Below are 26,079 nucleotides of genomic sequence, written 5' to 3'. Positions count from 1 at the left end.
TCTACCGCCCCATTGCCTGATAGATCAGCGTCTTCAGCGCCAGCTGAATCCGGCCGCGCTGCGACGGTGTCTGCACCATGAAAATCCCGAACAGATCATCTTCGGGATCGATGAAGAAGAACGTGCCGCCGACGCCATCCCAGCGATATTCGCCAAGCGGCCACGCGGTGCCCGGCGGCACCGAATTGCGCACGGCGACGCCAAGACCATAGCCGGAGCTCTCTCCCGGGTAATAGTTCTTATCGCGTTGGACATGGGTTTCGGGACCGACGTGATCCGACGCCATCAAGGCGATGGTGTCAGGCTTGAGATAGCGCCGGCCTTCATAGCTGCCGCCATTGAGCAGCATCTGCGAGAACCGCGCATAGTCGCCGACGGTGCCGACGAGGCCGCCGCCGCCCGACTCCCATTTCAGCGGTTTCCTGATATCGCGGACCTGCGTCATCGGGCTGATCGCGCGATCCTGCGGCAGCGGCTCGGCGATCCGCGGCCACTTGGCGGGATCGGCAACATAGAACGCGGTGTCCTTCATTCCGAGCGGATCAAGCAGCCGCTCCTTCGCGAACTGGAACAGCGATTTCCCGGATATCACCTCGATGATGCGGCCGAGCACATCGGTGGAGTGGCCGTAATCCCAGACGGTGCCGGGCTGTTCGGCGAGCGGCAGTGCGGTGATCTTCGCGACGAGTTCGGCGTTAGTTGCATCCTTGTTGTCGAACAGACCGGCGTCGGCATAGAGCTTGTTCACCAGGCCCCCGCCATAATAGCCGTATGGGATGCCGGCGGTGTGGCGCATCAAATCCTCGATCGTCACCGCACGATTGAGCGGCTCCAGCTCCAGCGAGATCTTGTCGTCCTCCGCCTTCTTCTCGACGCCAACCTTCATGCCGGCAAAAGCCGGAATGTATTTCGAGACGGGATCGTTGATCGCAAGCCTGCCCTCCTCGACCAGCATCATCGCAAGGACAGAGGTGATCGGCTTCGACATCGAATAGAGCCGGAAGATCGTGCCCGCGCTCATCGAGATCTCGGTTGCAACGTCGCGGACGCCGAAACTCTCGTAATAGACCGGCTTGCCGTGCCGTTGCAGCAACAGGATCGCGCCCGGAAACTTGCCGGTCGCGATCTCGTTCCTGATGTAGTCAGAGACTTTTGAGAGGCCCTCGGGCGTGAAGTTGTGCGCGCGGCGTTCGGAGCCCGCTTGCGCACTGACGACGCCGAACAAAGCGACGAGCGCCGCAAGCAGGCCGCGGCGCCCGTGCATGTCAGTTCTCCATGGCTTCATAAACCAGTTGCTTCAATGTCCGTTGGATGCGCTGGCGCTCGGTCGGGGTCTGTTCCAGTAGCACAAAGAACATGTCCTGCTTGCGGTCGATCACGAAATAGCAGCCGGAGGCGCCGTCCCACTTCAATTCCCCGAGATCGCCGGGCGGCGGCGGTTTTGCGTTGCCGGGATCGGTGCGGACGGCAAGGCCGAGTCCGAAGCCGAAACCGTCGCCGGGGAAGTAGAAATAGTCACGATCGACGCCGGAATTCGGGCCGACCTGATCGGTCGTCATCAGCTTGAACGTCGCGGGCTTGAGGATGGTCTTGCCGTCGAGGCTGCCGCCGTTGAGCAGCATCTGCGCAAAGCGCTCGTAGTCGGCCATGGTCGTCACCATGCCGCCGCTGGCGAACTGGATCTTCTTGACGACCGTCGGATCGTTGATCCGGCCGACCCGGAAATCGCTGTCGTTCGGCACCGGCTGGGCCAGCAGCTTCTGCTTCTCGGGATCCGTGACGAGGAATCCGGTGTCGACCATGCCGAGCGGACCGAGCAGCGTCTCCCGCTCGATATCGAGCAGCGGCTTGCCCGCCGCGACTTCCATCACGCGCGCCAGAATGTCGGTGGAATGGCCGTATTGCCAGAGCGCGCCGGGCTGATTGTGCAGCGGCAGCTTTGCGATACGCTCGGCGAACTCGGCGAGATCGAAATCGCCGGCATAGATGTTGGCGTCGCGATAGGCCTTGCGAACCAGGCTGTCGCCATAAAAACCGTAGGTGACGCCCGAGGTGTGCGTCATCAGATCCTTCACCGTCATCGGCCGGTTCGGCGGCACCAGCTTGAGCGACTTGGTGCCGTCTTCGGCCTTCTCCTCGACGCCGACTTTCACATTGGCAAAGGACGGGATGTATTTCGAGACGGGATCATCGAGCTTGATCTTGCCGTCCTCGACCATCTTGACCGCGGCCACCGAGGTGATCGCCTTGCTCATCGAGAACAGTCGGAAGATCGTCTTGTCGGTGATCGGCGCCTTGCTGACCACGTCCTGCACGCCGAAGGCCTCGTGGTAGATCGGCTTGCCGTGCTGCTTGATCAGCACGGTTGCGCCGGCGATCTTGCCGGTCGCAACCTCATTCTTGAAGAATTCGCTGATCTTCCCGAGCTTGTCCTGATTGAAATGCGCGCCGGCCGGAATCTCGTAGGTGCCTTCCGCGCGCACGAGCGACATGGTGCAAAGCGATACCAGCGCGCCGCAGACCGACGCAAACCGTCCAAAACGTAAAATCATATCCCCTCCCCGGAACATGGCCGGCGGAGTGTACTGAAGGCGTCCTCAGGCACAAGGGCCGCTGTGTCGCGCGAGTGCCTCGGCATGGAGTTTGGCGCTTGGCTCGGAGAAGCAGCAGAAAACGACCCGATCAAGGGATGGCGTGGCGGGCAGCATTTCGACCGTGGTGCGGACAGCGATCTCGGCCGCGCGGTCAGCTGGAAAACGATAGATGCCGGTCGAAATCGCGGGGAACGCCACCGAGGTCAGCTTGTGTTTTCCGCACAGCTCCATCGCGCGGCGATAGCAAGAGGCGAGCAGATCATCCTCGCCGATCCTGCCGCCGTTCCAGACCGGACCGACGGTGTGGATCACATGCGCGGCCTTGAGCCGATATCCCCTGGTGATCTTGGCGTCGCCGGTCTCGCAGCCATGGAGCATGCGGCATTCGGCGATGAGCTCGGGTCCGGCCGCCCGATGGATCGCGCCGTCCACGCCGCCGCCGCCGAGGAGCGACGTGTTGGCAGCGTTGACGATGGCGTCAACGCCGAGAGTCGTATGTCAGCAACAATGACGTCGAGCTGGACGCCGCGGATCTGGCGCGTCAGCACCGTCACGTATCAGGCCGCGACGGCGACGCCCTTCTCGGAGAAGAGCTGCTGCAACTCGCCGGCCTGGAACATCTCGCGGACGATGTCGCAACCGCCGATGAACTCGCCCTTCACGTAGAGCTGGGGGATCGTCGGCCAGTTCGAGTAGTCCTTGATGCCATTGCGCAGTTCGGCGGATTCGAGCACGTTGAGGCCCTTATAGCCGACGCCGATGTGGTCGAGGATCTGCACGACCTGGCCGGAGAAACCGCACTGCGGAAATTGCGGCGTACCCTTCATGAACAGAACCACGTCGTTCGACTTCACTTCGTTGTCGATGAATTCCGCGATGCTCATATCCGTGTCCTTCTGGGGCAGAGCCCTTACCAATATCCTCGGGCCGGCTCAGCCGATTTAACCCGATACCTGGGTATATATGTAGCCCAAACCGTTGTGCATCCAAAGTAAAATGGCGGCGAACGGCCCCTGACGGCTCGGCCTGATGGCCCCGGCCCTATTGCATGATGATACGAATATCATCGGCCGGGAGGACTTTCATACCGTAACGGAACCCCTATCTAGGACGAACCTCGGCTTTGGAACCGGGTCTCGCTAACAACGTTCTCTTGTCCTGTCTGGAGAAAAACGTGACGAAACAAGCCTCCGCTACGGCCACCTCGCCGCTTTCGTCACCGTCGACCGTCCCGGACGGCCTTGCTCAGGGGCTGGAGACCGCCTTCGTTGCCGTCCGCAACGAGACCGAGCGCCGGGCAGCGCCGCTCTCGCCCGAAGACCAGCAGATCCAGTCCATGCCGGATGCGAGCCCCATCAAATGGCACCGGGCCCACACCACCTGGTTCTGGGAGCAGTTCTTGCTCGGCCAGCACGCCACTGGCTACCGGCCCTTCCACCCCGACTTCGCCTTCCTGTTCAATTCCTATTACGTCAGCGCCGGCCCCCGCCATGCCCGCAATCATCGCGGCGACATCACCCGGCCGAGTGCCGCGGAGGTCGGCGCGTATCGCCTCTATGTCGATGCGGCGGTCGTCAGATTTTTCCGCGAGGCTGGCGAAGACAAGCTCCGCGCGCTGGCGCCACTGGTCGAGGTCGGGCTGAACCACGAGCAGCAGCATCAGGAATTGATGTTCACCGATATCCTGCACGCCTTCGCGCAGAATCCGATCTATCCGGCCTATAACAAGGATTGGCGCTTTCCAGCCGCGACGCGCACCGGCGACGATTGGCTGACGCTCAACGAAGGCATCCACACCGTCGGCTATGTCGACGAGGGTTTTCATTTCGACAATGAGAAGCCCGCGCACCGCGCTCGTTGGTCCGGTCAAGATCGCCCGCAATCTTGTCACCAATGGCGAATGGCTAGCCTTCATGCGCGACGGCGGCTACCGGAACGCAACGCTGTGGCTGATGGACGGCTTCGCTGCGGCCAGCAAGGAAGACTGGCAGGCTCCGGGCCATTGGCGCGAGGTCGATGGCGCATGGCAGGTGATGACGGTCGCCGGCGTCACGCCGGTCGATCCCGACGCCCCGGTCTGCCATGTCAGCTATTACGAGGCCGATGCGTTTGCGCGCTGGGCCGGAAAACATCTGCCGACCGAGATGGAATGGGAGGTCGCCGCGCGCGCCGGCCAGCTCAACGACGCCTTCGGCATCGTCTGGCAGTGGACGCGTTCTTCTTATTCACCCTACCCCGGCTACCGCGCCATTGAGGGCGCGCTCGGCGAGTACAACGGCAAGTTCATGGTCAACCAGCTGGTGCTGCGCGGCTCCTCGCTCGCGACGCCGGACGGTCACAGCCGTGTCACATACCGCAACTTCTTCTATCCGCATCACCGCTGGCAGTTCACGGGTTTGCGGCTCGCCGATTACGTCTGAAGTCTTTGAAGTCTCATCCGACGACAACCGCGCGCCGGACAGCGCGTTCAGGAGAGTATCATGAATGTGCACGCCAGCGCCTTGGCCGAAGCCCATCTCCCCGACGAGCAGACGACTGCCTTCGCCCGCGAGGCCATCGAAGACCTCTCGCAGCAGCCGAAGAAACTGTCGCCGAAATATTTTTATGACGCGACCGGATCGGAGCTGTTCGAGGCGATCACGCGCCTGCCGGAATATTATCCGACGCGCACCGAGCTTGCGATCCTGAAGGAGCGCGGCAGCGAGATCGCAAGGATCATTCCGGAACATGCGGCGCTGGTCGAGTTCGGCGCAGGCGCGACCACGAAAGTCCGTCTGCTGCTCAATCATTGCAAGTTCGCGGCCTATGTCCCCGTCGATATCTCCGGCGATTTCCTGAAGGCACAGGCCAACGGGCTGAAGCGGGATTTCCCCCCGCTCGGCATCTATCCGGTGGCCGCCGATTTCACCACGCCGTTCGAGCTGCCGAAGGCGGTCGCGACCATGCCGAAGGTCGGCTTCTTCCCGGGCTCGACCATCGGCAATTTCGAGCCGCATGAGGCGCAGGCCTTCCTGAAGAGCGCCCGCCAGATCCTGGGCAAGGGCGCGCAGATGATCATCGGCGCCGACCTGGAGAAAGAGGAGCGCCTGCTCCACGCTGCCTATAACGACGCGGCCGGCGTTACCGCGCGTTTCAACCTCAATGTGCTGGTGCGGATCAACCGCGAGCTCGGCGGCAATTTCGACCTCTCCGCCTTCAGCCATGGCGCGATCTACAATCACGAACAGCATCGCATCGAGATGCACCTGATCAGCCGCAAGAGCCAGACGGTGCGCCTGCTCGGCACCAGCTTCTCGTTCCGGCCGGGCGAGAGCATTCATACCGAGAACAGCTACAAGTACAGCATCGAGCGTTTTGCGACGCTGGCGCAAGGCGCCGGCTGGCGGGTGCGCGAGAGCTGGACCGACGCCGCGAAGATGTTCTCGGTGCACGCGCTGGAGGCGGCGGAATAAACGTTGCGGAGCTACCGCCGGCCGGCAGCTTAGCGCTGCTCGGCCTCTTCCGGCTTCGATCCCAGCGACACCGACTCCTACACCGCGACGACGATCATGATCACGCTCGTCGCGACCGACAGCCATAAGGGCGAGAGATCGGCGGCAAACCACCACAGCACCATCAGCAGAATGATGCCGATACCGTGCGAGAGCTGGAGAAAGCCGCGGATCGCGTGCTTGAACAGGATGGTGCCGACCAGGAATACCAGCGGTCCGCCGATTGTGCTGACGATGGTGCGGACATCGGAATGTCCGGTCGGGTGCTTCAGCACCAGCTCGTCCGAAACCGCGGTCAGGATGATGCCGGCGACGATCGGCATATGCAGATAGGTGTAGGCGAGCCGCGCCAGCCGGCCGGATTCGGCGCTCTTCGAGATCCGCTCGGAGCCGGCCTCAGCGCCTTTGTGAAAATAGACCCACCACATCGCGATGCTGCCGACCAGGCACGCGAGGAAGGCCAAAATGTTGTCCGCCGTCCAGTCCAGTTCGGCAAAGGTGGCGCCATTGACGACGACGGCTTCACCCAGCGCAATGATGATGAAGCCGGCGCAGCGCTCGGCCATGTGGTTGCCCTCGACCGCCCAGGCCTCGACCGACGAGAAGCCCAGCTTCGGCACCCAGAAGCGCACCGCGGGCGAGACGTATTCGATCGTCAGCGCCACGATCCAGAACCACAGCCTCTGCTCGGCATGGGCCAGACCGCCGAGGATCCAGAACACGGCGGAGCAGGAGAGCCAGACCAGGATGCGGATCGCATTGTGCCGCACGGCGGTGCGATGGCGCGGGGTCGCAAACAGCCAGAAGGCGGTGCGTCCAACCTGCATGACCGCATAGGCGATCGCAAACCATAGGCCGCGCCCCTCGAACGCGCCAGGGATGGTCGTCGACAGCACGAGGCCGCCCAGCATCATCAGGAAGATCAGGATCCGGACCGGCGTCAGCTCGGGGTCGAGCCAGTTGGTGACCCAGGCGGTGTAGACCCACACCCACCACACCGCCAGGAACAGCAGCGTGACCTCGACCGCCCCGAGCGGCGTGAAGTGGTGCAGCAGCGTGTGCGAGATCTGCGTGACGGCGAAGACGAAGACGAGATCGAAGAACAGCTCGGCATTGGTGACGCGGCTGGGCTGGTTCGGCACGATCACGCGAAAGATCGCGCCGCGCGGGTTGTCCGCCACCATCATCGTCCCCGTCGCGCGATCAGGTCAGGTGCAAATGATTCAAGTACCTGGTACGCCGGTTTGCAGCGCCAGCGCATGCAGCACGCCGCCCATCTGGCCCTGCAGGGACCGATAGACGATCTGGTGCTGCTGGACGCGGGATTTACCGCGGAAGGATTCCGAGATCACGGTCGCGGCATAATGATCGCCATCGCCGGCGAGGTCGCGGATGGTCACCTCGGCATCGGGGATCGCGGCCTTGATCATCGCCTCGATATCGTGGGCGTCCATGGGCATTCGGGTCTTGCTCCTTGTGTCGGCTTACAGCCTCGGCGTCGAATCGCCTTGCCGGGATCCGGCCCTGCAAAGCCAAACTTGCCGGCAGGGCCAAACTTAGCGTGAACGGCCTTCTACGTCACGCCTTCAGGCACTATATCCCTGATCCCATCAGGATAAAGGCACGACAAAGTGCCGCGCGCGGCAGATCGATCGAAAAGGCGTGAAATCATGAAGCTTCCAGGCCCCGACCACCCCATCACCATCACCCAAAACCCCCGGCGCGTCCGCGTCACGGCGGGTGATGTCGTGATTGCCGAGAGCACCAAGGCGCTGACGCTGAAAGAGGCCAAATATCCGGCGGTGCAATATGTGCCGCGCGAGGACGCCAACATGGCGCTGCTGGAGCGCACCGAGCGCACCACCCACTGCCCCTACAAGGGGGACGCCAGCTATTACAGCATCAAGGCCGACGGCAAGACGCTCGACAACGCCATCTGGACCTACGAGACCCCCTTCCCCGCGATGACCGAGATCACTGGCCATCTCGCCTTCTATCCGGACAAGGTGAAGATCGAGGAAGTGGGGTAGTCCCCGTTCTGTGCCGTCGTCACGGCCGGGCTTGTCCCGGCCATCCACGTTCCCGGCAGTCAGAACGAAGACGTGGAAGCCCGGGCACGACGACTGGGCGTGTGGGAGCAGCCCGGCTACGCCCTGAAGATCGTGAGCCCGAGTATCAGCAGCACCAGGAAGATCACGACGAAGATGTAGAACAGGAAGCGCGCGACGTCGGCGGAGGCGGCAGAGATGCCGGTGAAGCCGAGCACACCCGCCACGATGGAGATCAGCAGGAAGATCAGCGCCCATTTCAATATCGTCATCGCCAGCTCCGCGACAGTGGCCGCCGCAATCGGCGGCCTTCACCCGTTTGGAAACACTAACCGCGGTGCACGGAACTGGTTCCTAAACGCACCGGCGGCAGGTGTCGCGGCACAAACGGCCCTTGCTGAATCGGGTTCCCGGCGGCACAGTCCGGTCCAGAGGAAACGCGAGCGGGGCGGCCATGATTGCGATGTCACATTCCGCGGCGATCGGCGCAGAGGCGCATGCCGAGCCGAAAGCGAAAGTGCGCAATCTATCGCTCGACCGCGCCCGCACCTTCCTGACGCTGGTGGTGCTGCTGCATCACGCCATCATCCCCTACACCTATTTCGGCCACACCGACCCAACCTCCTGGATCGGATCGACATCGTCGTGCTCGCCACAGACAGTTTCTTCATGGCGATGTTCTTCTTCCTGTCCGGACTGTTCACCTGGCCCGGCATCGCGCGCAAGGCACCATCAGTCTTCCTGCGCGATCGCCTGTTGCGGCTCGGACTGCCATTCGTGATCGCGGCCTTCACCGTCATTCCGCTCGCATATTACGCAATTGCGCTGCGCGAAAATCCCGAGCTGACCTTCGCGGCGTTCTGGTGGAAAACGATCACCGTGGGCCCGTGGCCGAGCGGTCCGATCTGGTTCGTCTGGGTGCTGCTGGCGTTTGATCTCACCGCAAGCCTGCTCTACCGGATCTCGGCGCATCTGGTCGATCCCGTCAACCGCATTTCGGTTCGGGGCTTTAATGAGCCCGCCGTGTTCTGGCTGCTGCTCGCCATCGTCACGGCGATCGTCTACGTGCCCGCGCTGATCTATTTCGGCGTCAACAAATGGTTCGAATTCGGGCCGTTCTCGGTGCAGGCGAGCCGCATCCTGCTGTACTTCGCCTATTTCTTTATCGGCGTCAGCGTTGGGGCTGCGAATTTCGATCGCGGCATCCTGAGCGCCGACGGCCAGCTGCCGAGGAGTCGCTGGCTCTGGACGATCGTGACGCTGATCCCCTATTGCGGGATGTGGGGCATGATCTACATCAAGCGCGAAATCCTGGGGAATCCGGGCGTTCTGCCGGACTGGTACCAGGCGATCTACGGTACGTTCTTCGTGCTGTTCTCGGCCGCGATCCTGCTCGCGATCCTCGGCTTCTTCCTGCATTCGAAGACACCGGGCCCGACCCTGCTCGACCGCATGCAGGCGGATGCCTATGGCATGTTCCTGGTGCACTACCCGATCGCGCTGTGGATCCAGTACGCCCTGCTCGACTACGGGCTGCCTGCGATCGCAAAGGCTGCGATCGTCTTTGTGCTGACGGTGATCCTGAGCTGGGGCCTGACGGCGGCGTTGCGAAAGATTCCGGGTGCGTCGCACGTATTGTAAGGCACAGTCTCTCGGCCCGTCATTGCGAGCACCGCGAAACAATCCAGAACTGCCTCGGCGGTAAGACTCTGGGAGTTGGTGGCGGCCCTCAGGCCGCCCTTCCGCCCATGTAATCCGGCAACCAGTGCTCGTGCGAGGTCCGCAGCGCGTCGATCGATACAGGCGCCTCGCCCGCGATCGCGATCGCATCGCCACCCGTGGTGCCGATCCGCACGCAGGGCACCCCGCAGCCGCGCATCTTGGCGAGCACGCGGCCGGCTTCGGTTTCCGGCACGGTGACGAGATAGCGCGCCTGGTCCTCACCGAACCAGTAGGCCTGCGGCACGAGCGCCGTCGGCGCCGTCAGCAGCCTTGCGCCGATGCCGCTCGCCATCGCCATTTCGGCGAGCGCGATCAGCAGGCCACCGTCGGAGAGGTCGTGCACGGCGGTCGCAGTGCCCGCATGGATCATGCCGCGCACGCAGTCGCCGTTGCGCTTCTCGGCCGCAAGATCGACCGGCGGCGGCGCGCCCTCCTCGCGACCGCAGATGTCGCGCAGATAAACGGATTGGCCAAGCCAGCCATGGGTGTCGCCGATCAAGAGGATCGCCTCGCCCTCGGCCTTGAAGGCAAGCGACGCAGACTTGGTGAAATCGTCGAGCAGGCCCACGCCGCCGATCGAGGGCGTCGGCAGGATCGCGCGGCCGTTGGTCTCGTTGTAGAGCGAGACGTTGCCCGAGACGACCGGGAAGTCGAGCGTGCGACAGGCGTCCGAGATGCCCTTCAGGCAGCCGACGAACTGGCCCATGATCTCAGGTCGCTCAGGATTGCCGAAATTCAGGTTGTCGGTAATAGCGAGCGGCTTGCCGCCGACGGCTGTGATGTTGCGCCAGGCTTCCGCCACCGCCTGCATGCCGCCTTGGTAAGGATCGGCTTCGCAATAGCGCGGCGTGACGTCGACGGTCAGCGCCAGGCCCTTCGGCCCGTCCTGCACGCGCACGACGGCGGCGTCGCCGCCGGGACGCTGCATGGTGTTGCCGAGGATGACGTGGTCGTACTGCTCCCAGACCCAGCGCTTGCTGCACATGTCGGGCGTGCCGATCAGCTTCTCCAGCGCCGCACCGAGCGCCATCGGCGCCGGCACCTCGCGCGCATGCACGATTGGCAGCGCGGCGGAGGGAACATGCGGACGGTCGTAGAGCGGCGCCTCGTCGCCGAGCTCCTTGATCGGCAGATCGGCCATGACGTCACCGCCATGCTTGACCACGAAGCGCTTGCTCGGCGTGGTGTAGCCGACCACGGCGAAGTCGAGGCCCCACTTCTTGAAGATCGCCTCGGCTTCCTTTTCCTTCTCGGGCTTGAGCACCATGAGCATGCGCTCCTGGCTTTCCGAGAGCATCATCTCGTAGGCGCTCATCCCGGTCTCGCGGGTCGGCACCGCATCGAGATCGAGATCGACGCCGAGGTCGCCCTTGGCGCCCATCTCGACGGCCGAGCAGGTCAGGCCCGCCGCGCCCATGTCCTGGATCGCGATGACGCAGCCCTTCTCCATGATCTCGAGGCAGGCCTCGAGCAGAAGCTTTTCGGCGAAGGGATCGCCGACCTGCACGGTCGGGCGCTTCTCCTCGGACTTGTCGTCGAACTCGGCCGAGGCCATCGAGGCGCCGTGGATGCCGTCGCGGCCCGTTTTGGAGCCGAGATAGACGATCGGCATGTTCACGCCGGAAGCGGCGGCATAGAAGATCTTGTCGGCATCGGCGAGGCCCACCGCCATCGCATTGACGAGGATGTTGCCGTCATAGCGGGTGTGGAAGCGCACCTGACCGCCGACCGTCGGCACGCCGAAGGAATTGCCATAGCCGCCGACACCGGCGACGACGCCGGACACGAGATGCCGGGTCCTGGCGTGCTCGGGCGCGCCGAAGCTCAGCGCATTGAGGCAGGCGATCGGGCGCGCGCCCATGGTGAAGACGTCGCGCAAAATGCCACCGACGCCGGTGGTCGCGCCTTGATAAGGCTCGATATAGCTCGGGTGGTTGTGGCTCTCCATCTTGAAGACCACGGCCTGGCCGTCACCGATGTCGATCACGCCGGCGTTCTCGCCGGGACCCTGGATCACCCAGGGCGCTTTCGTCGGCAGCCCCTTCAGATGGATGCGCGAGGATTTGTACGAGCAGTGCTCGTTCCACATCGCCGAGAAGATGCCGAGCTCGGTGAAGGTCGGCTCCCGCCCGATCAGCTTCAGGATGCGCTCGTATTCGTCGGGCTTGAGCCCGTGGGCGGCAACCAGTTCGGGGGTGATCTTGGGCTCGTTCTTCATGGATTTTGGACTTTCGGCGGCGTTTGGCCGTTCTTAGGAACATCGGGGGCTGGCGAAAAGCCCTTTATGGCGCATTTTCCCGCTGTCCCACGTTTTGCAGGCAGGCGGTCGGCGGGAACGGGAATTGCAAGGCGCTGACGGATCGGATTTAAGGGCTAAAGACCCGTAATTGAAGGCCCATTTCCTTGCACGAATTGACCAAAGTCCCCTCCACCCGCCGTCCCGATCTGCACGTCGCCACCGAGGGCGAGTTCAGGGGCTGGCGGACCTGGATCCGCGACAGTTTCGAGAGCCATATCGGCCCGTTCTGGCACAAGATCGAGGACGACGGCAGCATTCGCTGCGCGTTCCGGGTCGAGAAAAAGCACCTCAACGGCTCCGGGAACGTCCATGGCGGCTGCTTCATGGCGTTCGCTGACTATTGCCTGTTCGCAATCGCCACCCATGAGCTGGACGGCCCGGCCGTGACCACCAATTTCGCCTGCGATTTCCTCGACGCGGCGCGCGAGGGCGCGCTGGTCGAATGCACGGGCGAAGTGTCCCGCGCGGGCGGCTCGTTGATCTTCCTGCGCGGCAAGCTGACCTCGAGCGGCCGACCGCTGTTCACGTTCTCCGGCACGATCAAGCGGGTGAAGCGGAAGCCGGCACTGCAGGCCAACACATAGCTCCGCAGCTTCCGTTTTCATACCGCTGGCGCGAACCTCTACTGCTTGGCGTCCTCCGCCAGCATCTTCCGGTATTTCTCGACGTCGCGCGTCACGAGCTTTTGCAGCACCTCGGGCGTGTGCTCGTCGGGATCGGGCGCGACGGTCGAAAGATCGGCAAAACGCTTCCTCACCGCATCGGTTTCCACGGCCGTGCGCGCGGCGGCGTTCAGCCTTGCGATGATGGCCGGCGGCGTGCCTTTGGGCGCGAACAGGCCATTCCAGCCCTGCGCCTCGAATTCCGGCAGACCGGCTTCGGCTGGTGTCGGCAGATCGGGCAGCGTCGCGAGCCGCACCGTCGAGCCGACCACGAGCCCTCTCACCAGCTTTTCGTTGATCGACTGCGACACCGAGGCCGCCGCGTCGCAGACGCCGTCGATCTGGCTGCCGATCGCGTCGGTGAGCGCGGGCGAAGCACCGCGATAGCCGACCAGGGTCGCGTCGATCCCGGCGGCCGTGACGAAACTCTTGCAAATGAGGTAGTTCGACGAGCCGACGCCGGCATGACCGAGATTGATCTTGCCCGGATTGGCCTTGGCGTAGGCGATGAACTCCTTCAGATCTTGCGCCGGAAAATCCTTGCGCAACGCGATGATGCCGAAGGTCTTGGCCACCATGGCGATCGGCGCGAAGGAGTCCGGCGTGAACGGCAGCTTCGGATAGATCGTGTAGGTCGCGGCATTGGTGCCGGCATTGCCGATCGCGATGGTGTAGCCATCAGGCTCGGCACGCGAGGCGCGCGCCAGCGCGGTCGAACCGCCGGCGCCCGCAACGTTCTCGATCACGATGGACTGGCCGAGCGCCACGCCCATCTGCTCGGCCACCGTGCGCGCGATCACGTCCGAGGTGCCGCCGGCCGCGAACGGCACGATCATGGTGATCGGATGCTTTGGAAAATCCTGCGCGAAGGCGGCCGTCGCAAACAGCAGCGCCGCGAACGCAGCGAGCACACGCCTCACCACGAACGAAATCACGCCGCCTTTTCCAGATGCGCGGTGAGGCCTGCGAACAGGCCGCGGCCATCGGTGCAGCCCATGATGTCTTCGACGTGGTTTTCCGGGTGCGGCATCATGCCGAGCACGTTGCCCTTGTCGTTCACGAGACCGGCGATGGAATGCGCCGCGCCGTTGATGTTGTGGCTCTCGTCGACCGCACCGTCGGCCGAGCAGTAGCGATAGAGCACGCGCCCCTCGCCCTCGATGCGCTTGATGGTCTCTTCGTCCGCCTCGTAATTGCCCTCGCCGTGCGCGACCGGCACGCGGATCACCTGGCCGGCATTGTAGCCGCGGGTGAAAGGGGTGTCGGAACGCTCGACGCGCAGATGCACGTCCTTGCAGATGAATTTCAGCCGGGCATTGCGCATCAGCACGCCCGGCAGCAGGCCGGATCTGCAGAGAATCTGGAAACCGTTGCAGACGCCGAGCACGAGGCCGCCCTTGGCCGCATAGTCGCGCACCGCATCCATCACCGGCGCCCGCGCCGCAATCGCGCCACAGCGCAGGTAATCGCCGTAGGAGAAGCCGCCGGGCACGACCACGAGATCGGTGCCCGCAGGCAGCGACGTCTCGGCGTGCCACACCATCGCAGGCTCGCGGCCCGAGATGAGCTTCAGCGCGCGAGCCATGTCGCGCTCGCGATTGATTCCGGGGAAGACGAGGATGGCGGCTTTCATCAAAGAGAAACCTTCGAAAAATCCTGCGAAGCCTCAAGCGAGAATTGTCGTTGCGCCAACAATTCTCGCCCGCAGGCCCGCGTTTCAAGCAGAAGCTGGTCGATTGACGATTCGACCTTCTGAAGATCACGCAAGACCACCAGCGCCAGATCGAGCACCTGTTGCTTGGTGATCCGATCCATCAGAGCAGTTCGACCCGATAGTTCTCGATCACGGTGTTGGCGAGCAGCTTGTCGGCGGCGTCCTTCAGCGCGGCTTCCGCCTTGGCCTTGTCGGCGCCGGCGAGCTCGATGTCGAACACCTTGCCTTGCCGGACGCTGGCGACGCCGTCGACGCCGAGCGACTTCAGCGCGCCTTCGATGGCCTTGCCCTGCGGATCGAGGATGCCGGTCTTCAGGGTAACGGTAACACGTGCCTTCACGTCAAATCCCTCTTCAGCTCTTCACCAGCACCGGACCGGTGCCCTGCGGACGCTCGTTCTCCATGAGGATGCCGAGGCGTTTTGCAACTTCCGTGTAAGCCTCGAGCAGGCCGCCGAGATCCCTGCGGAAACGATCCTTGTCGAGCTTCTCGTTCGACTTGATGTCCCACAGACGGCAGCTATCTGGCGAGATCTCGTCGGCGACGATGATGCGCATCATCTCGTTCTCGAACAGCCGCCCACATTCCATCTTGAAGTCGACGAGGCGAATGCCGATGCCGAGGAAGAGGCCGGTGAGGAAGTCGTTGACGCGGATGGCGAGCGCCATGATGTCGTCGATCTCCTGCGGCGTGGCCCAGCCGAAGGCGGTGATGTGCTCTTCCGACACCATGGGGTCGTTGAGCTGGTCGTTCTTGTAGTAGAACTCGATGATCGAACGGGGCAGCTGGGTGCCTTCCTCGATGCCGAGGCGCTGCGACAGCGAACCCGCAGCAACATTCCGCACCACCACCTCGAGCGGCACGATCTCGACCTCGCGAATCAACTGCTCGCGCATGTTGAGGCGGCGGATGAAGTGGGTCGGCACCCCGATGTCGTTGAGATGCTGAAACAGGTACTCCGAGATCCGGTTGTTGAGGACACCCTTGCCCTCGATCACCTGATGCTTCTTCGCATTGAACGCGGTGGCGTCATCCTTGAAGTGCTGGATCAGGGTACCGGGCTCCGGACCTTCATAGAGAACCTTTGCCTTGCCTTCATAAATGCGACGCCGACGGCTCATTGGGATGTACCGTGTTTTGTTGAAATCCATGTGTTTGGTGTGCTCCGGTTACCAGGTTACGACCCACAGCGGAGCTGCCGTGAACGGCCTGCGACCCATCTGGAACCATCGGAAACAGAACGGGAACCAAGCCTTTAGGCAACCTATCCGATTGGCTGTCCCAGCACAATCGATCCGGCCCATCCGACGCTGACTTATACCACCTTGCCTGCGGCTTTACGGCTCGTTGTTTCGCCGATTCGTGCCCCCTATCTAGGCATGCGCAGGGGCCCTCGCAACGAGGGCCGCCACGTCCGGCAGCCCCAGGGGATTGGTAGACGCATGAGCGAATTCGATAAGCGCGAGGAAGCCTTTGAGAAGAAGTTCGCCCTCGACGAGGAGCAGAAATTCAGGGCGGAAGCCCGCCGCAACCGGCTGCTGGGACTATGGGCGGCCGAAAAGCTCGGAATCACCGGCGAAGCCGCCACGGCCTATGCCAAGGAGGTGGTCGCAGCCGATTTCGAGGAGGCCGGCGATGGCGACGTCCTGCGCAAGGTCATGGCCGATTTCGCCGCCAAAAACGTCGCCGTCACCGAACAGGCGATTCGCCGCAAGATGAGCGAGCTGATTGTGGTCGCGGCCGCCGAGGTGAAGGCCGGAAAATAGGCCCGCGGGGAGTGCCGGAGGCGAGGTACACCCCGTTCGCCGCTCGCTCCATAACAGCTTGCGGCGGGCCCCGGGCAATGCCAAATGAGCGGCATGTCCCAGGATCGCGCCCAAGACCACATCTCAAACGTCCTCGCCCAACGCTATGCCTCGCCCGCCATGCGCGCGATCTGGAGCGGCGAAGGCAAGGTTCGTCTCGAGCGCGACTACTGGATCGCCGTGCTGAAAGGCCAGCGCGATCTCGGCATTCCCGTGCCCGACGGCGTGATCGAGGCTTACGAGCGCGTCAAGGACCAGGTCGACCTCGACTCCATCATGCGGCGCGAGCGCATCACCCGCCACGACGTGAAGGCGCGGATCGAGGAGTTCTGCGAACTCGCCGGTCATGAGCACCTGCACAAGGGTATGACCAGCCGGGACCTCACCGAGAACGTGGAGCAGTTGCAGGTCTACCGCGGGCTGCAGCTGGTCGAGACCAAGAGCATCGCCGCGCTGATTCGCTTTGCCAGGCACGCCAAGCAATTGCGCGACATGCCGTTCACGGCGCGCACGCACAACGTCGCCGCACAGGTCACGACGCTCGGCAAGCGCATCGCCATGTTCGGCGAGGAGATGCTGATCGGGCATCAGAGCCTGGTCAACGTGCTCGACACCTATCCCGCGCGCGGCCTGAAGGGCGCGGTCGGCACAAGGCTCGACCAGATCACGCTGTTCAACGGCGATGCCGGCAAGGCGCGCGCGCTCGAACAGCAAATCCTCAAGCACCTCGGCCTGCCCAGGAGCTTTGATGCGGTCGGCCAGGTCTATCCGCGCAGCCTCGACTTCCGCGCGGTCAGCGTCCTCACCGAGCTCGCCAGCGGTCCCGGCAATTTCGCCAAGACCATTCGCCTCATGGCCGGCCACGAGCTCGCCAGCGAAGGTTTTGCCAAGGGTCAGGTCGGCTCGTCCGCGATGCCGCACAAGATGAACAGCCGCTCCTGCGAGCGCATCAACGGCCTGCATGTCGTGCTGAAGGGCTATCTCGCGATGGCCGCCGGTCTCGCCGGCGATCAGTGGAACGAAGGCGACGTCTCCTGCTCGGTCGTCCGCCGCGTCATGCTGCCCGATGCCTTCCTCGCCATAGATGGCCTGCTCGAGACCCTGCTCTCCGTGCTCGACCAGATGGAAGTGTTCGACGCCGTCGTCGCGACCGAGCTCAACCGTTACCTGCCCTTCCTGCTCACCACCACGGTGATGATGGAAGCGGTGAAGAAGGGGGCCGGCCGCGAAGGCGCGCATGAGGCGATCAAGGAGCACGCGGTTGCGACGATCCGCGACCTGCGCACCGGCAAGATCGTGCAGAACGATTTGCTGCAACGCCTCGCCGCCGATCAGCGTCTCGGCTTGAGCGAGGCCGAACTGCAGCGCGTGCTCGATCACGGTCGCGCCAATTCCGGCGACGCCGGGGCCCAGGTCGACTACTTCGCCGAACAGGTGGATGCGCTGGCGAAGGCGAAGCCCGAAGCGGCCAAGTACACGCCAGGCGCGATCCTGTAGCGCATGATGAGTGGCGAATAGCGAGTGGAAAATTCCATTCGCTACTCGCGATCCGCCATTCGCCCTCTATTCCTCCTTGAACCCGTACTCCGGCACATTGCCGCTGGCGCCGTAATATTTGTACGGCAGGAACTTGCCCGACATCGTGATTTTGACGCGGTCGCCCTTCGGGTTCGGCAGGCGCTCCATCACCATGTCGAAGTCGATTGCCGACATGATGCCGTCGCCGTATTCCTCCTCGATCAGCGCCTTCCACGCCGGCCCGTTCACCATCACCAGTTCGTAGAAGCGATAGATCAACGGATCGGTCGGCGGCATCGGCATGCCGCGCATCGGCGTCTCGTTGAGCATGGTGGTCTCGGATTTCGAGAGGCCGAACAGTTCGGCGGCGTTCGCGGCTTGCGGCTTTGTCAATTTCATCTGGCCGAGGATCGCGCCTGTTATCAGCACCTCGGAATAGCCGCCGATCTTTTCGCAGATGTACTTCCAGCTCCAACCCTTCTCGCGCTTGATGTCGAGCAGCTTCTCGGTGAGGTCTTCGCGTTTCATGTGAGGGTCTCCTTTTGCCAGGCACCGTGTCGGTCCTGCCGCTTTGGGAGGCACGAAACGTGCCAAAAAATGAGGCTTAAGGCTTCAAAGTCTCCGTAAAGCGCCCGATCGCCTCCAGCACGGGCTGCTGATCGCCGGCAAAGAACCAGTGATCTTGGCCGTCGAGCTCGACGAATTGCGCATCCCTGATCCGGCCCGCCACATCGCGACCGGCCGCGATGCGCACCGCCTTGTCGTTCCGCCGGTGCAGCACCAGGGTTGGCACGGTGATCTGCGGCAGCAGGTCTCGCACGTCGGCGTCGCGAAACGCTTCCAGCACGGCCGAAATGCCGCCCGGACTGGACGCTGCGCGCAACAGCCCCGCCCACCAGGCGCGCGCCTGCGGATCGCCCGCCAGACTGGGCGCAAAGGTTTCGATCCCGACCGGGCCGCCCCATTGCGCGATGAGATGCTTGCTCCAGGCATCATACTGGCCGGCGCGCAGCGCATGCGGATAGTCTTCCGCCCAGCAGCCTTTTGCGAGTGCGCCGAACAGGATAAGTCCCGCCACGCGACTGTTATCCTCGACCGCAAATTTGACGCAGGCCGGACCACATTCGGATGCGCCGAACAGCACGACGCGGCGCGAATCCACCGCGCGCAGCACCGTGCCGATATCTTCCGCGGTGACATCGATATTCGGCGCGGAGCCGACCCGGTCGGACAGCCCGATGCCGCGGCGATCGAATACGATCAGGCGCCCGAGCTTCATCAATGACGTGAGAAACGTCCGGCTGGCGGGATGCTCCCAGGAGCGTTCCACATGCGAGACGAAGCCGGGCATCACCAGGATGTCGAACGGGCCGCTGCCATAGGTCTGATACGCCAGATGCACGCCCGCGCCCTTGACGTAGCGCGTCGTTGGAAGCGCATGCGGTGCAGCCGCGGGGCTCATCAGCGCTTCCGTCTCGGCTTCCGGCGCAACGCCAAGCTCGTCGCGCAGCCGCTGCGTCAGGGCTGCGTGATGCCGTTCCGCCGCGCCGCGATCGCCCGATAGCAGCAGGCTGCGGATCAGGTGCCGGCCATAGACTTCGCTGAACGGATCGAGCTCGACCAGACGCCCCGCATGCGCGGTCGCGGCAAAATGATCGCCGGCTGCATTCTTGTCCTGCACGAGCCGCTCCAGCGCATGCACGAGCCGCCCCCGCAGCGCCTCGCGACGAAAGAACGCCCAATCGTCGAATTCGGGAGAGCCCTCCGGCGAGAAGCCCGCCAGGAAGTCCCCTCGATACATCTGGCAGGCGTCTTCAAACGCACCGCGGTCGCAGGCGCTCTCGAACAGATACGTATCGAATTTCAGCTCGATATTCGGCGACCATCGCACGCTGGTGCGGTCGGTCTCGAACACCGGCGCGCCAAGCGCGAGCTCGATGCGATGAAGCAGGCGCCGCAAGCGCGCGAGGGCGGTCTCGCGGTCGGCCTCGGGCCACAACTGCGTCGCGATCACCTCCCGCGCGACGGCGCCCTTGGCCTCCGCGAGATAGACCAGCAGCGCAAGCCCCTTGCGCAAGGCGAGCTTGATCGGGCGGCCGTCGGAGTGGACCTCCGGGAACCCGAACGTCCCGAGCGAGAAAGCCGTCATCGACATCCTTTCTTGCCTCGGCGTCCCCGGGGGACGCACAGGGGACGGTCGCGCGGTAACCATCGAGCCAGATCGAGCCCCTTCGCCAGCGTGCGACTCAGGCTCCTGAATGCGGCACCGCGGCTGCAGGCACTATAGGAAAAAACATGATCTCGCGCGCCCTGATCCTGCTCTACGCCCTCGTGAGCTACGCCCTGTTCACGATCTCGTTTCTCTATGCGCTCGGTTTCGTCGGCAATTATGTCGTGCCCAGGTCAATCGACAAGTCGGTCGACATTGGCACCTCCTTGAATGTGAGCGAGGCCATCGTCGTCAACCTGCTGCTGATGGTCCTGTTTGCCATCCAGCACAGCGTCATGGCGCGTCCCGCCTTCAAACGATGGTCGGCCAAATTCCTTCCCCGGCCTGCCAGCGCAGCACCTATGTGCTGCTCTCCAGCCTGATCCTGCTTTTGCTGTTCTGGCAGTGGCGGCCGATTCCGACGCCGATCTGGCGGGCAAGCGGACCGGTGGCCTGGTTGCTGATCTCGGTACATTGGCTTGGCTGGCTGATCGCGTTCGCCTCGACCCACATGATCGATCATTTCGATCTGTTTGGCTTGCGCCAGGCCCTTGTCGCGTGGCGCGGAGCCGAGATGCCCAGCCAATCCTTCAAGACGCCGCTGCTTTACAAGATCGTGCGGCATCCGCTCATGCTCGGCTTCCTGCTCGCGTTCTGGGCGACACCCGAGATGACCGTCGGCCATCTGCTGTTCGCGCTCGCGAACACCGCCTACATCCTGGTCGCGCTGCAGTTCGAGGAGCGGGATCTGATTGCCGAGTTCGGTGCGACCTATCAGCAATATCGCCAACGCGTTCCCATGCTGGTGCCGCGTCTGTTCGCGCGCCGCCAGACGGAAGGAGCGCCGCGATGAGAGCGGTTCTTTGCAATTCGTTCACCGGGCCGCAGGATTTGCGCGTCAGCGAGATCGACGAGCCGAAGCCGGCCGATGGCGAGATTCTCATCGACGTCCATGCGGCCTCGGTGAGCTTCATGGACCAGTTGCTGGTCTCGGGCCTCTACCAGATGCGGCCGCCCCTGCCCTTCGTGCCCGGCACGGAAGCATCCGGAGTCGTCGCCGCGATCGGCGAGAAGGTCACACAATTCGCCCCCGGCGATCGCGTGGCGTGCAGCAGCTGGACCGGCGGCTACGCCGAACGGATGATTGCCAAAGAGTCGAAGAGCGTGCGCCTGCCTGACGGCGTCGCGTTCGAAGCCGCAGCGACAGTGCTGCACAATTACGGCACGGCCTATTATGCGCTGGTCGAGCGGGCCCGGGCGCAACGCGGCGAGACCGTCTTGGTCACGGGCGCCGCCGGCGGCGTCGGGCTCGCCACCGTCGACCTCGGTCGCCATCTGGGCCTGCGCATCGTCGCCGGCGTCGGCTCGGACGACAAGGCGGCGCTGGTGCGCAGCTATGGCGCCAGCGAGGTCATCAATTATCGCAGCGAAGATCTGCGCGACCGGATCAAGTCGATCACGTCAGGACAAGGCATCGATATCGGCTTCGACACGATCGGCGGCGGAATCCTCGAGCAGATGGCACGACTGATGAACTGGGGCGGCCGGCTGATGCCGATCGGCTTCACCAGCGGCGCCATTCCGCAGGTCCCGATGAACCTGCCGCTTCTCAAGAACTATGCCATCATCGGCGTCTTCGCCGGCGCCTGGGCGGAGAGATTTTCCGCCGAGGCCGCACGCATGAATGACACGCTGATGCAATTGCTGGCTGACGGAAACATCCACCCACATATCGATCGCATCCTCCCTCTGGATGACGCCAGCGAAGCCATGCAAGCGATAGCCAATCGGACCGTTCAGGGAAGAATTGTGCTCAAGATCCGATAGAGTGCGCGCATGCACTGGCAAGACAGGAAGACAAGTTTTGACCGAGATCATCATCGACAAGCGGTTTTGCGGCCCGCCGAACTCCGGCAACGGCGGCTATGTCTGCGGCCGGCTGGCCCTGCACGTTTCGGGTGGCGCCGAAGTGACGCCGCGCGCGCCGCCTCCGCTGGACACACCGCTCGCTGCGATCGCGACGGGCGACGGCACATGGGAGCTTCGCGACGGCGCCAAAATCGTCGCGACCGGACGCGCGACAAGCGTCGAGCTTGCGCGGCTGGAGACCGCCAGTTTTGGGGAGGCCTGCGCCGCCGAATTGCTGACGCCGGTCAAGCCGCACGAGCATCCGCTGCCAAACTGTTTCGTCTGCGGCCCCGCACGGGCGAAAGGCGATGGCCTGCGCATTTTCGCCGGACCGCTCGGACGTGACGCACAGACGCCCGTGCTCGCCGCGAGCTGGACACCCGATCCAAATCTTGCCGCCGAGGACGGCCTCGTCGCGCCCGAATTTCTCTGGTCGGCACTCGATTGTCCCACCGGCTTCGCCTGCAATTGCGATCCGCAGAGCAGCACCGTCGACAAGACGCCGCTCCTGCTCGGCCGGATGTCAGCGCGGATCGAATTCCGGCCGCGCCCCGGCACGCGCTGCGTCGTCACGGCATGGCCCACCGGCCGCGACGGCCGCAAGCGCACCGCCGAGGCCGCGCTACATGATGAAGCCGGGAGGTTGCTGGCCGTGGCGAAGACAACATGGATTGCAGTCGACCGCGATGTCCAACTCGGGCGGGGATGACGGTCTTGTGTGGGCAAAGCGAAGCGTGCCCACCATCGCCGCGAGACAAAGTGGTGGGCACGGCGCTACGCGCCTTTGCCCACCCTACGAGACCTTCGCATGAGGCAACCTACGCGCCCTGCTCGATCATCCCTTGCAGCCGCACCAGCTCCGCCTCGAGATCGCGCTCCACATCGGCCGCCCGGATCTCCAGCACGCGATAGTCCCGCGCCTCGAGCCAAGCGCGCCGCGAGGCGCGGTCGGCGGCGATGGTCTCACCCTCGCCCGGGTTGACCAGCTCGATCGCGATCCGGTGCGGGAAGGAGACGAAGTCCGGGATGTGCCGGCCGACCGGGGTCTGGCGCTTGAAGCCTCCTGCGAAGCGGCGGTCGCGCGTGAGTGCCTGCCAGAGCAATCGCTCGGCATCGGTCGGGTTGCGGCGGAGCAGGCGCGCCAGCCCACGCACCGTCGAGCCGCTATCGGGCACGCCGCCGCCCTGCCCGTGCTCGGCCAGCAGCGCGCGCAGGCGCGTGGCCTGCTCGCCGTCGAGCACACCGCCCTTCGCCGGGCCCTTGCGCCCCTCCGCGATCGCCATCACCACCCCATGGAGGGTGTGCATGTCCTGCTTGGTCGGCTCCATGCGGGTGAAGATGTTGCGCAGATTGACCAGCATGGTGTCGCGCTTCTCGGCCGGGCGCAAAAATTCGACCCGGTCGAGCTCGCGGATGAGATTGTCGAAGAAGGCCTGCATCTGGTGCTGCGAGGCGCGCTCGGAGCGCTCCGGCATGCTGTGCGGCAGCTCGCCGGATGTCGCCCGCTTGAACCATTCATAGCCCACCAGCAGCACGGCCTGGGCGAGGTTGAGCGAGGCGAAGCCCGGATTGACCGGGAAGGTGATGATGCGGTTGGCGAGCCCGACCTCCTCGTTGGTCAGGCCCCAGCGCTCCCGGCCGAACAGGATGCCGGCCTTGCCCCCGGCGGCGAGGTGCCCCGAGATCTCGCTTGCTGCGGCTTCCGGCCCCACCACCGGCTTGGCCTGGTCATGGGGGCGCGCGGTGGTGGCGAACAGCAGGTCGAGATCGGCGACGGCCTCGCCGACCGTGTCGAACAATTCGACCTTTTCCAGAATGTGGTCGGCGCCGGCGGCCGCGCGCTGTGCGGCGATGTTCGGCCAGCCGTCGCGCGGGTTGACGATCCGCAAACGGCTCAGCGCAAAATTGCCCATGGCGCGCGCGGCCATGCCGATGTTTTCCCCGAGCTGCGGCTCGACCAGGATCACGATGGGGCCGTCGAGGGCGAGGCCCGCCTTGGTCTTGTCGGTGCCGGACATATCATTCCACTTTCTGGTTCAGCGTTCGTCTCGTTCAGCGTCCGAAGAAACTTGAAGTTCTATCTGAAGACGCTGATTCAAGCCTTCATCCAAGCCGCCGGCCCGCCTTCCGTGCAGTGCAATTTCTCAACGGAGATAACAGGGTTAGCGCCGTTTGCTAATCCGCAATCGGCATCTCAGCTGGGGACGGTTTCCTTGCCCCGCTTGTGCGCGCTTTGCTTTCGGATATGGCTATCAACCACAACCAAAGCGAAGCCGAAAGGGCGGAGCTGAAAACGCAATTCAGGGGGTGGTGATGCGCGGCCGATGGACGTTGGCAATTCTGGGAGCGGTCTTGATCGTGGTGGGCGGTCTCGTCGCCCACCTCACGCAGACCGCCGGCGGCATCCGGATCCAGGATGTCAGGTTCAAGGGCGCCAAGGGCAACACCATGAGTGCCCTGCTCTACGTCCCGGCAAATGCCACCGCGCAGACCCCGGCACCAGGCATCCTCGCCGTCCACGGCTACATCAATTCGCGCGAGACGCAGGACGGCTTCGCCATCGAATTCGCCCGCCGCGGCTATGTCGTGCTGGCGTTGGACCAGACCGGCCATGGCTATAGTGATCCGCCCGCCTTTGCCAACGGCTTTGGCGGCCCCGACGGGCTCGCCTATCTCCGCAGCCTCGACATCGTCGACAAGGCCAATATCGGCCTCGAGGGCCACTCGATGGGCGGCTGGACCGCGCTGGCCGCAGCCACCGCGATGCCGAATGACTACAAGTCGATGGTGCTGGAGGGCTCCTCGACCGGGAAGCCATTCGCTGCCGACGGCACCCCCAGCTGGCCGCGCAACACCGCCTTGGTGTTTGCCCAGTACGAGGAATTCTCCACCCTGATGTGGGGCGTCGACCGCGCCCGCGATGTCACCAAGAGCCCCAAGCTGTGGGCGATGTTCGGTACGCAGGGGCCGGTCGAGCCCGGCAAGGTCTATGGCGACCCGGCGGCCGGGACTGCGCGGGTGCTGTACACGCCCGCCATGACTCACCCGGCCGAACACATCTCGCATGAGGCGATCGGCTACAGCCTCGACTGGTTCGCCAAGACGCTGCAGGGCGGCACGCCGCGGCCGGCCGACGACCAGATCTGGTTCCGCAAGGAGCTCGGCACATTGGTCGCGTTTGCCGGTTTCGTCGCGCTGTTGATCGGCACTTTCGACGGCCTCCTCGAGGCGCAAATGTTCTCCCGTCTCCGCCTGCCCGCGGCGCCCGACGGCACCATGCCGCCGCATCACGCCGCCACCGGCCGGCGCTGGACCGCGGCGTTCATCCTGTCCGCCTTCATCCCGGCCCTGACCTACTATCCGGCCTTTGCGCTGGCCGGCAGCTTCGTGACGCCGACCGCGTTCCTGCCGCAGGGCATCACGAACCAGATCCTGGTCTGGGCCGTCATCAACGGCTTGATTACGCTGGCGCTGATGCGTTTCGCCCCGAAGCGCAAAGGCCGGACCGGCCTGCTCGGTCAGTCGCTCGTGATCGCGATCGCTTCGGTCGCGGTCGGCTATCCCGCGTTGTGGCTCGCCGACCTCGTCTTCAAGATCGACTTCCGCTTCTGGATCATCGCGCTGAAGCTGATGAACGCGAAGCAGTTTGTGATCTTCCTGATCTACCTGATTCCGTTCACGGCGTTTTTCGTCGTGGCGCTGCACGTGCTGCACCGGAACTTCTCGACCATGGAGACGCCGCGGCTCACGCTCTATCTGACCAATATCCTGGCGCTGACGTTCGGCTTCATCGTGCCGCTGGTCTTGCAATATGGCACGCTCTGGCTGACCGGAAAGCTTTTCAACCCGCTCCCCGACCCCGGCTTCGTGCCCCTCTCGACCATCGTCGCCATCCAGTTTGTGCCGCTGCTCGCGATCGTCGCCGTGATCGCGACCTTCACCTGGCGGCGGACCGGATCGAGCCTGCCGGGCGCGCTGATCTCCGGCCTGTTCGTGACCTGGTACATCGTGGCAGGCACGGCCACGCAGGCCGCCTTTTAAAGGTGTTCTCGGACGGCGCTGGTTCGCTCGAGGGACACTTGCCCAAACAAGGTGCGACAGCCGTCATT

The 26,079-nt window shown here is 64.0% G+C and carries 23 protein-coding genes and 4 pseudogenes; 11 read left to right on the top strand and 16 right to left on the bottom strand.

The annotated features are described in order from the left end of the window. Position 1 precedes the first annotated feature (1 nt). The 4 genes and pseudogenes from ACTGJ9_RS19885 to grxD form a co-directional block, all read right to left on the bottom strand. Complete coding sequence (locus ACTGJ9_RS19885) at positions 2 to 1,264, bottom strand: serine hydrolase domain-containing protein (RefSeq protein WP_456672505.1); 1,263 nt, start codon at positions 1,262 to 1,264, stop codon at positions 2 to 4. 1 nt (position 1,265) lies between these two features. Then, positions 1,266 to 2,552 carry a serine hydrolase domain-containing protein gene (locus tag ACTGJ9_RS19880; protein WP_456672504.1) on the bottom strand — a complete coding sequence of 429 codons (1,287 nt, stop codon included), beginning with the start codon at positions 2,550 to 2,552 and terminating at the stop codon, positions 1,266 to 1,268. Between the two features lie 45 nt (positions 2,553 to 2,597). Further along, positions 2,598 to 3,148, bottom strand: a pseudogene (locus tag ACTGJ9_RS19875) (O-acetyl-ADP-ribose deacetylase). 3 nt (positions 3,149 to 3,151) lie between these two features. Next, a complete protein-coding gene (grxD, locus tag ACTGJ9_RS19870) occupies positions 3,152 to 3,478 on the bottom strand; it encodes a Grx4 family monothiol glutaredoxin (RefSeq protein ID WP_456672503.1) in 327 nt (108 codons plus the stop codon). Positions 3,479 to 3,717: 239 nt separating this feature from the next. Here grxD and egtB point away from each other — a divergent pair. Together egtB and egtD are read left to right on the top strand one after the other, a co-directional pair. Further along, positions 3,718 to 5,014 (top strand): annotated as a pseudogene (gene egtB, locus ACTGJ9_RS19865) (ergothioneine biosynthesis protein EgtB). A 60-nt stretch (positions 5,015 to 5,074) separates the two neighbouring features. Beyond that, complete coding sequence (egtD, locus tag ACTGJ9_RS19860) at positions 5,075 to 6,046, top strand: L-histidine N(alpha)-methyltransferase (protein WP_456672502.1); 972 nt, start codon at positions 5,075 to 5,077, stop codon at positions 6,044 to 6,046. Between the two features lie 77 nt (positions 6,047 to 6,123). Here egtD and ACTGJ9_RS19855 read toward each other — a convergent pair whose 3' ends face one another. Next, on the bottom strand, positions 6,124 to 7,269 hold the full coding sequence (locus ACTGJ9_RS19855) for a low temperature requirement protein A (protein WP_456678576.1): 1,146 nt from the start codon (positions 7,267 to 7,269) through the stop codon (positions 6,124 to 6,126). 39 nt (positions 7,270 to 7,308) lie between these two features. Then, complete coding sequence (locus ACTGJ9_RS19850; protein WP_015685068.1) at positions 7,309 to 7,545, bottom strand: BolA family protein; 237 nt, start codon at positions 7,543 to 7,545, stop codon at positions 7,309 to 7,311. A gap of 210 nt (positions 7,546 to 7,755) precedes the next feature. On the opposite strand from ACTGJ9_RS19850, the gene ACTGJ9_RS19845 reads away from it, so the two are divergent. Beyond that, a complete protein-coding gene (locus ACTGJ9_RS19845; RefSeq protein ID WP_456672501.1) occupies positions 7,756 to 8,115 on the top strand; it encodes a DUF427 domain-containing protein in 360 nt (119 codons plus the stop codon). A gap of 116 nt (positions 8,116 to 8,231) precedes the next feature. Here ACTGJ9_RS19845 and ACTGJ9_RS19840 read toward each other — a convergent pair whose 3' ends face one another. Further along, positions 8,232 to 8,405 (bottom strand): DUF1328 domain-containing protein, encoded by a 174-nt coding sequence (locus ACTGJ9_RS19840; RefSeq protein ID WP_148742381.1) that lies wholly within the window; start codon positions 8,403 to 8,405, stop codon positions 8,232 to 8,234. A gap of 182 nt (positions 8,406 to 8,587) precedes the next feature. Here ACTGJ9_RS19840 and ACTGJ9_RS19835 point away from each other — a divergent pair. Further along, positions 8,588 to 9,774: pseudogene (locus tag ACTGJ9_RS19835) on the top strand (acyltransferase family protein). Positions 9,775 to 9,862: 88 nt separating this feature from the next. Here ACTGJ9_RS19835 and purL read toward each other — a convergent pair. Then, positions 9,863 to 12,073 carry a phosphoribosylformylglycinamidine synthase subunit PurL gene (gene purL / locus ACTGJ9_RS19830; RefSeq protein WP_456672500.1) on the bottom strand — a complete coding sequence of 737 codons (2,211 nt, stop codon included), beginning with the start codon at positions 12,071 to 12,073 and terminating at the stop codon, positions 9,863 to 9,865. A gap of 185 nt (positions 12,074 to 12,258) precedes the next feature. Between purL and ACTGJ9_RS19825 the strand changes: the two genes are divergently transcribed. Further along, a complete protein-coding gene (locus ACTGJ9_RS19825) occupies positions 12,259 to 12,738 on the top strand; it encodes a PaaI family thioesterase (RefSeq protein WP_456672499.1) in 480 nt (159 codons plus the stop codon). 38 nt (positions 12,739 to 12,776) lie between these two features. Here ACTGJ9_RS19825 and ACTGJ9_RS19820 read toward each other — a convergent pair whose 3' ends face one another. Genes ACTGJ9_RS19820 through purC form a run of 5 tightly spaced genes read right to left on the bottom strand, consistent with a single transcriptional unit; the run spans position 12,777 to position 15,651 of the window. After that, complete coding sequence (locus ACTGJ9_RS19820) at positions 12,777 to 13,751, bottom strand: tripartite tricarboxylate transporter substrate binding protein BugD (protein ID WP_456672498.1); 975 nt, start codon at positions 13,749 to 13,751, stop codon at positions 12,777 to 12,779. Beyond that, complete coding sequence (gene purQ / locus ACTGJ9_RS19815) at positions 13,748 to 14,449, bottom strand: phosphoribosylformylglycinamidine synthase subunit PurQ (RefSeq protein ID WP_456672497.1); 702 nt, start codon at positions 14,447 to 14,449, stop codon at positions 13,748 to 13,750. The genes ACTGJ9_RS19820 and purQ overlap by 4 nt, the downstream gene beginning before the upstream one ends. Beyond that, positions 14,449 to 14,631, bottom strand: coding sequence for a hypothetical protein (locus ACTGJ9_RS19810; RefSeq protein ID WP_456672496.1), 183 nt, complete (start codon positions 14,629 to 14,631; stop codon positions 14,449 to 14,451). Before ACTGJ9_RS19810 ends, purQ begins: the two co-directional genes overlap by 1 nt. Then, positions 14,631 to 14,870, bottom strand: coding sequence for a phosphoribosylformylglycinamidine synthase subunit PurS (gene purS / locus ACTGJ9_RS19805; RefSeq protein ID WP_015685059.1), 240 nt, complete (start codon positions 14,868 to 14,870; stop codon positions 14,631 to 14,633). The genes ACTGJ9_RS19810 and purS overlap by 1 nt, the downstream gene beginning before the upstream one ends. A gap of 13 nt (positions 14,871 to 14,883) precedes the next feature. Then, positions 14,884 to 15,651 carry a phosphoribosylaminoimidazolesuccinocarboxamide synthase gene (gene purC / locus ACTGJ9_RS19800; protein ID WP_172782948.1) on the bottom strand — a complete coding sequence of 256 codons (768 nt, stop codon included), beginning with the start codon at positions 15,649 to 15,651 and terminating at the stop codon, positions 14,884 to 14,886. A 321-nt stretch (positions 15,652 to 15,972) separates the two neighbouring features. On the opposite strand from purC, the gene ACTGJ9_RS19795 reads away from it, so the two are divergent. Both ACTGJ9_RS19795 and purB read left to right on the top strand, forming a co-directional pair. Further along, complete coding sequence (locus tag ACTGJ9_RS19795; protein WP_456672495.1) at positions 15,973 to 16,296, top strand: DUF1476 domain-containing protein; 324 nt, start codon at positions 15,973 to 15,975, stop codon at positions 16,294 to 16,296. A gap of 84 nt (positions 16,297 to 16,380) precedes the next feature. Beyond that, positions 16,381 to 17,832 carry an adenylosuccinate lyase gene (gene purB / locus ACTGJ9_RS19790; protein ID WP_456672494.1) on the top strand — a complete coding sequence of 484 codons (1,452 nt, stop codon included), beginning with the start codon at positions 16,381 to 16,383 and terminating at the stop codon, positions 17,830 to 17,832. A 66-nt stretch (positions 17,833 to 17,898) separates the two neighbouring features. Here purB and cynS read toward each other — a convergent pair whose 3' ends face one another. Next, positions 17,899 to 18,381, bottom strand: coding sequence for a cyanase (gene cynS, locus ACTGJ9_RS19785; RefSeq protein ID WP_148751459.1), 483 nt, complete (start codon positions 18,379 to 18,381; stop codon positions 17,899 to 17,901). 76 nt (positions 18,382 to 18,457) lie between these two features. After that, on the bottom strand, positions 18,458 to 20,002 hold the full coding sequence (locus ACTGJ9_RS19780; RefSeq protein ID WP_456672493.1) for an alpha/beta fold hydrolase: 1,545 nt from the start codon (positions 20,000 to 20,002) through the stop codon (positions 18,458 to 18,460). 146 nt (positions 20,003 to 20,148) lie between these two features. On the opposite strand from ACTGJ9_RS19780, the pseudogene mddA reads away from it, so the two are divergent. From mddA to ACTGJ9_RS19765, 3 genes and pseudogenes are all read left to right on the top strand, one after another. Next, positions 20,149 to 20,915: pseudogene (gene mddA / locus ACTGJ9_RS19775) on the top strand (methanethiol S-methyltransferase). Continuing rightward, positions 20,912 to 21,889, top strand: a complete 978-nt coding sequence (locus ACTGJ9_RS19770) for an NADPH:quinone oxidoreductase family protein (protein ID WP_456672492.1) — start codon at positions 20,912 to 20,914, stop codon at positions 21,887 to 21,889. Before mddA ends, ACTGJ9_RS19770 begins: the two are co-directional and overlap by 4 nt. Positions 21,890 to 21,926: 37 nt before the next feature. Further along, complete coding sequence (locus tag ACTGJ9_RS19765) at positions 21,927 to 22,679, top strand: PaaI family thioesterase (protein WP_456672491.1); 753 nt, start codon at positions 21,927 to 21,929, stop codon at positions 22,677 to 22,679. 109 nt (positions 22,680 to 22,788) lie between these two features. Here the strand turns inward: ACTGJ9_RS19765 and ACTGJ9_RS19760 are convergent, their stop codons facing one another. Then, entirely contained in the window at positions 22,789 to 23,988 is a 1,200-nt protein-coding gene (locus tag ACTGJ9_RS19760) for a TrmJ/YjtD family RNA methyltransferase (RefSeq protein WP_456672490.1), read from the bottom strand. A 340-nt stretch (positions 23,989 to 24,328) separates the two neighbouring features. Between ACTGJ9_RS19760 and ACTGJ9_RS19755 the strand changes: the two genes are divergently transcribed. Then, on the top strand, positions 24,329 to 26,011 hold the full coding sequence (locus ACTGJ9_RS19755; RefSeq protein ID WP_456678575.1) for an alpha/beta hydrolase family protein: 1,683 nt from the start codon (positions 24,329 to 24,331) through the stop codon (positions 26,009 to 26,011). Positions 26,012 to 26,079 lie beyond the last annotated feature (68 nt).

The organism is Bradyrhizobium sp. RDM12, assembly GCF_051917485.1.
GTDB lineage: Bacteria > Pseudomonadota > Alphaproteobacteria > Rhizobiales > Xanthobacteraceae > Bradyrhizobium.
The sequence above is the reverse complement of the archived record's forward strand: the minus strand, read 5'-3'. Positions and strand labels throughout refer to the sequence as shown.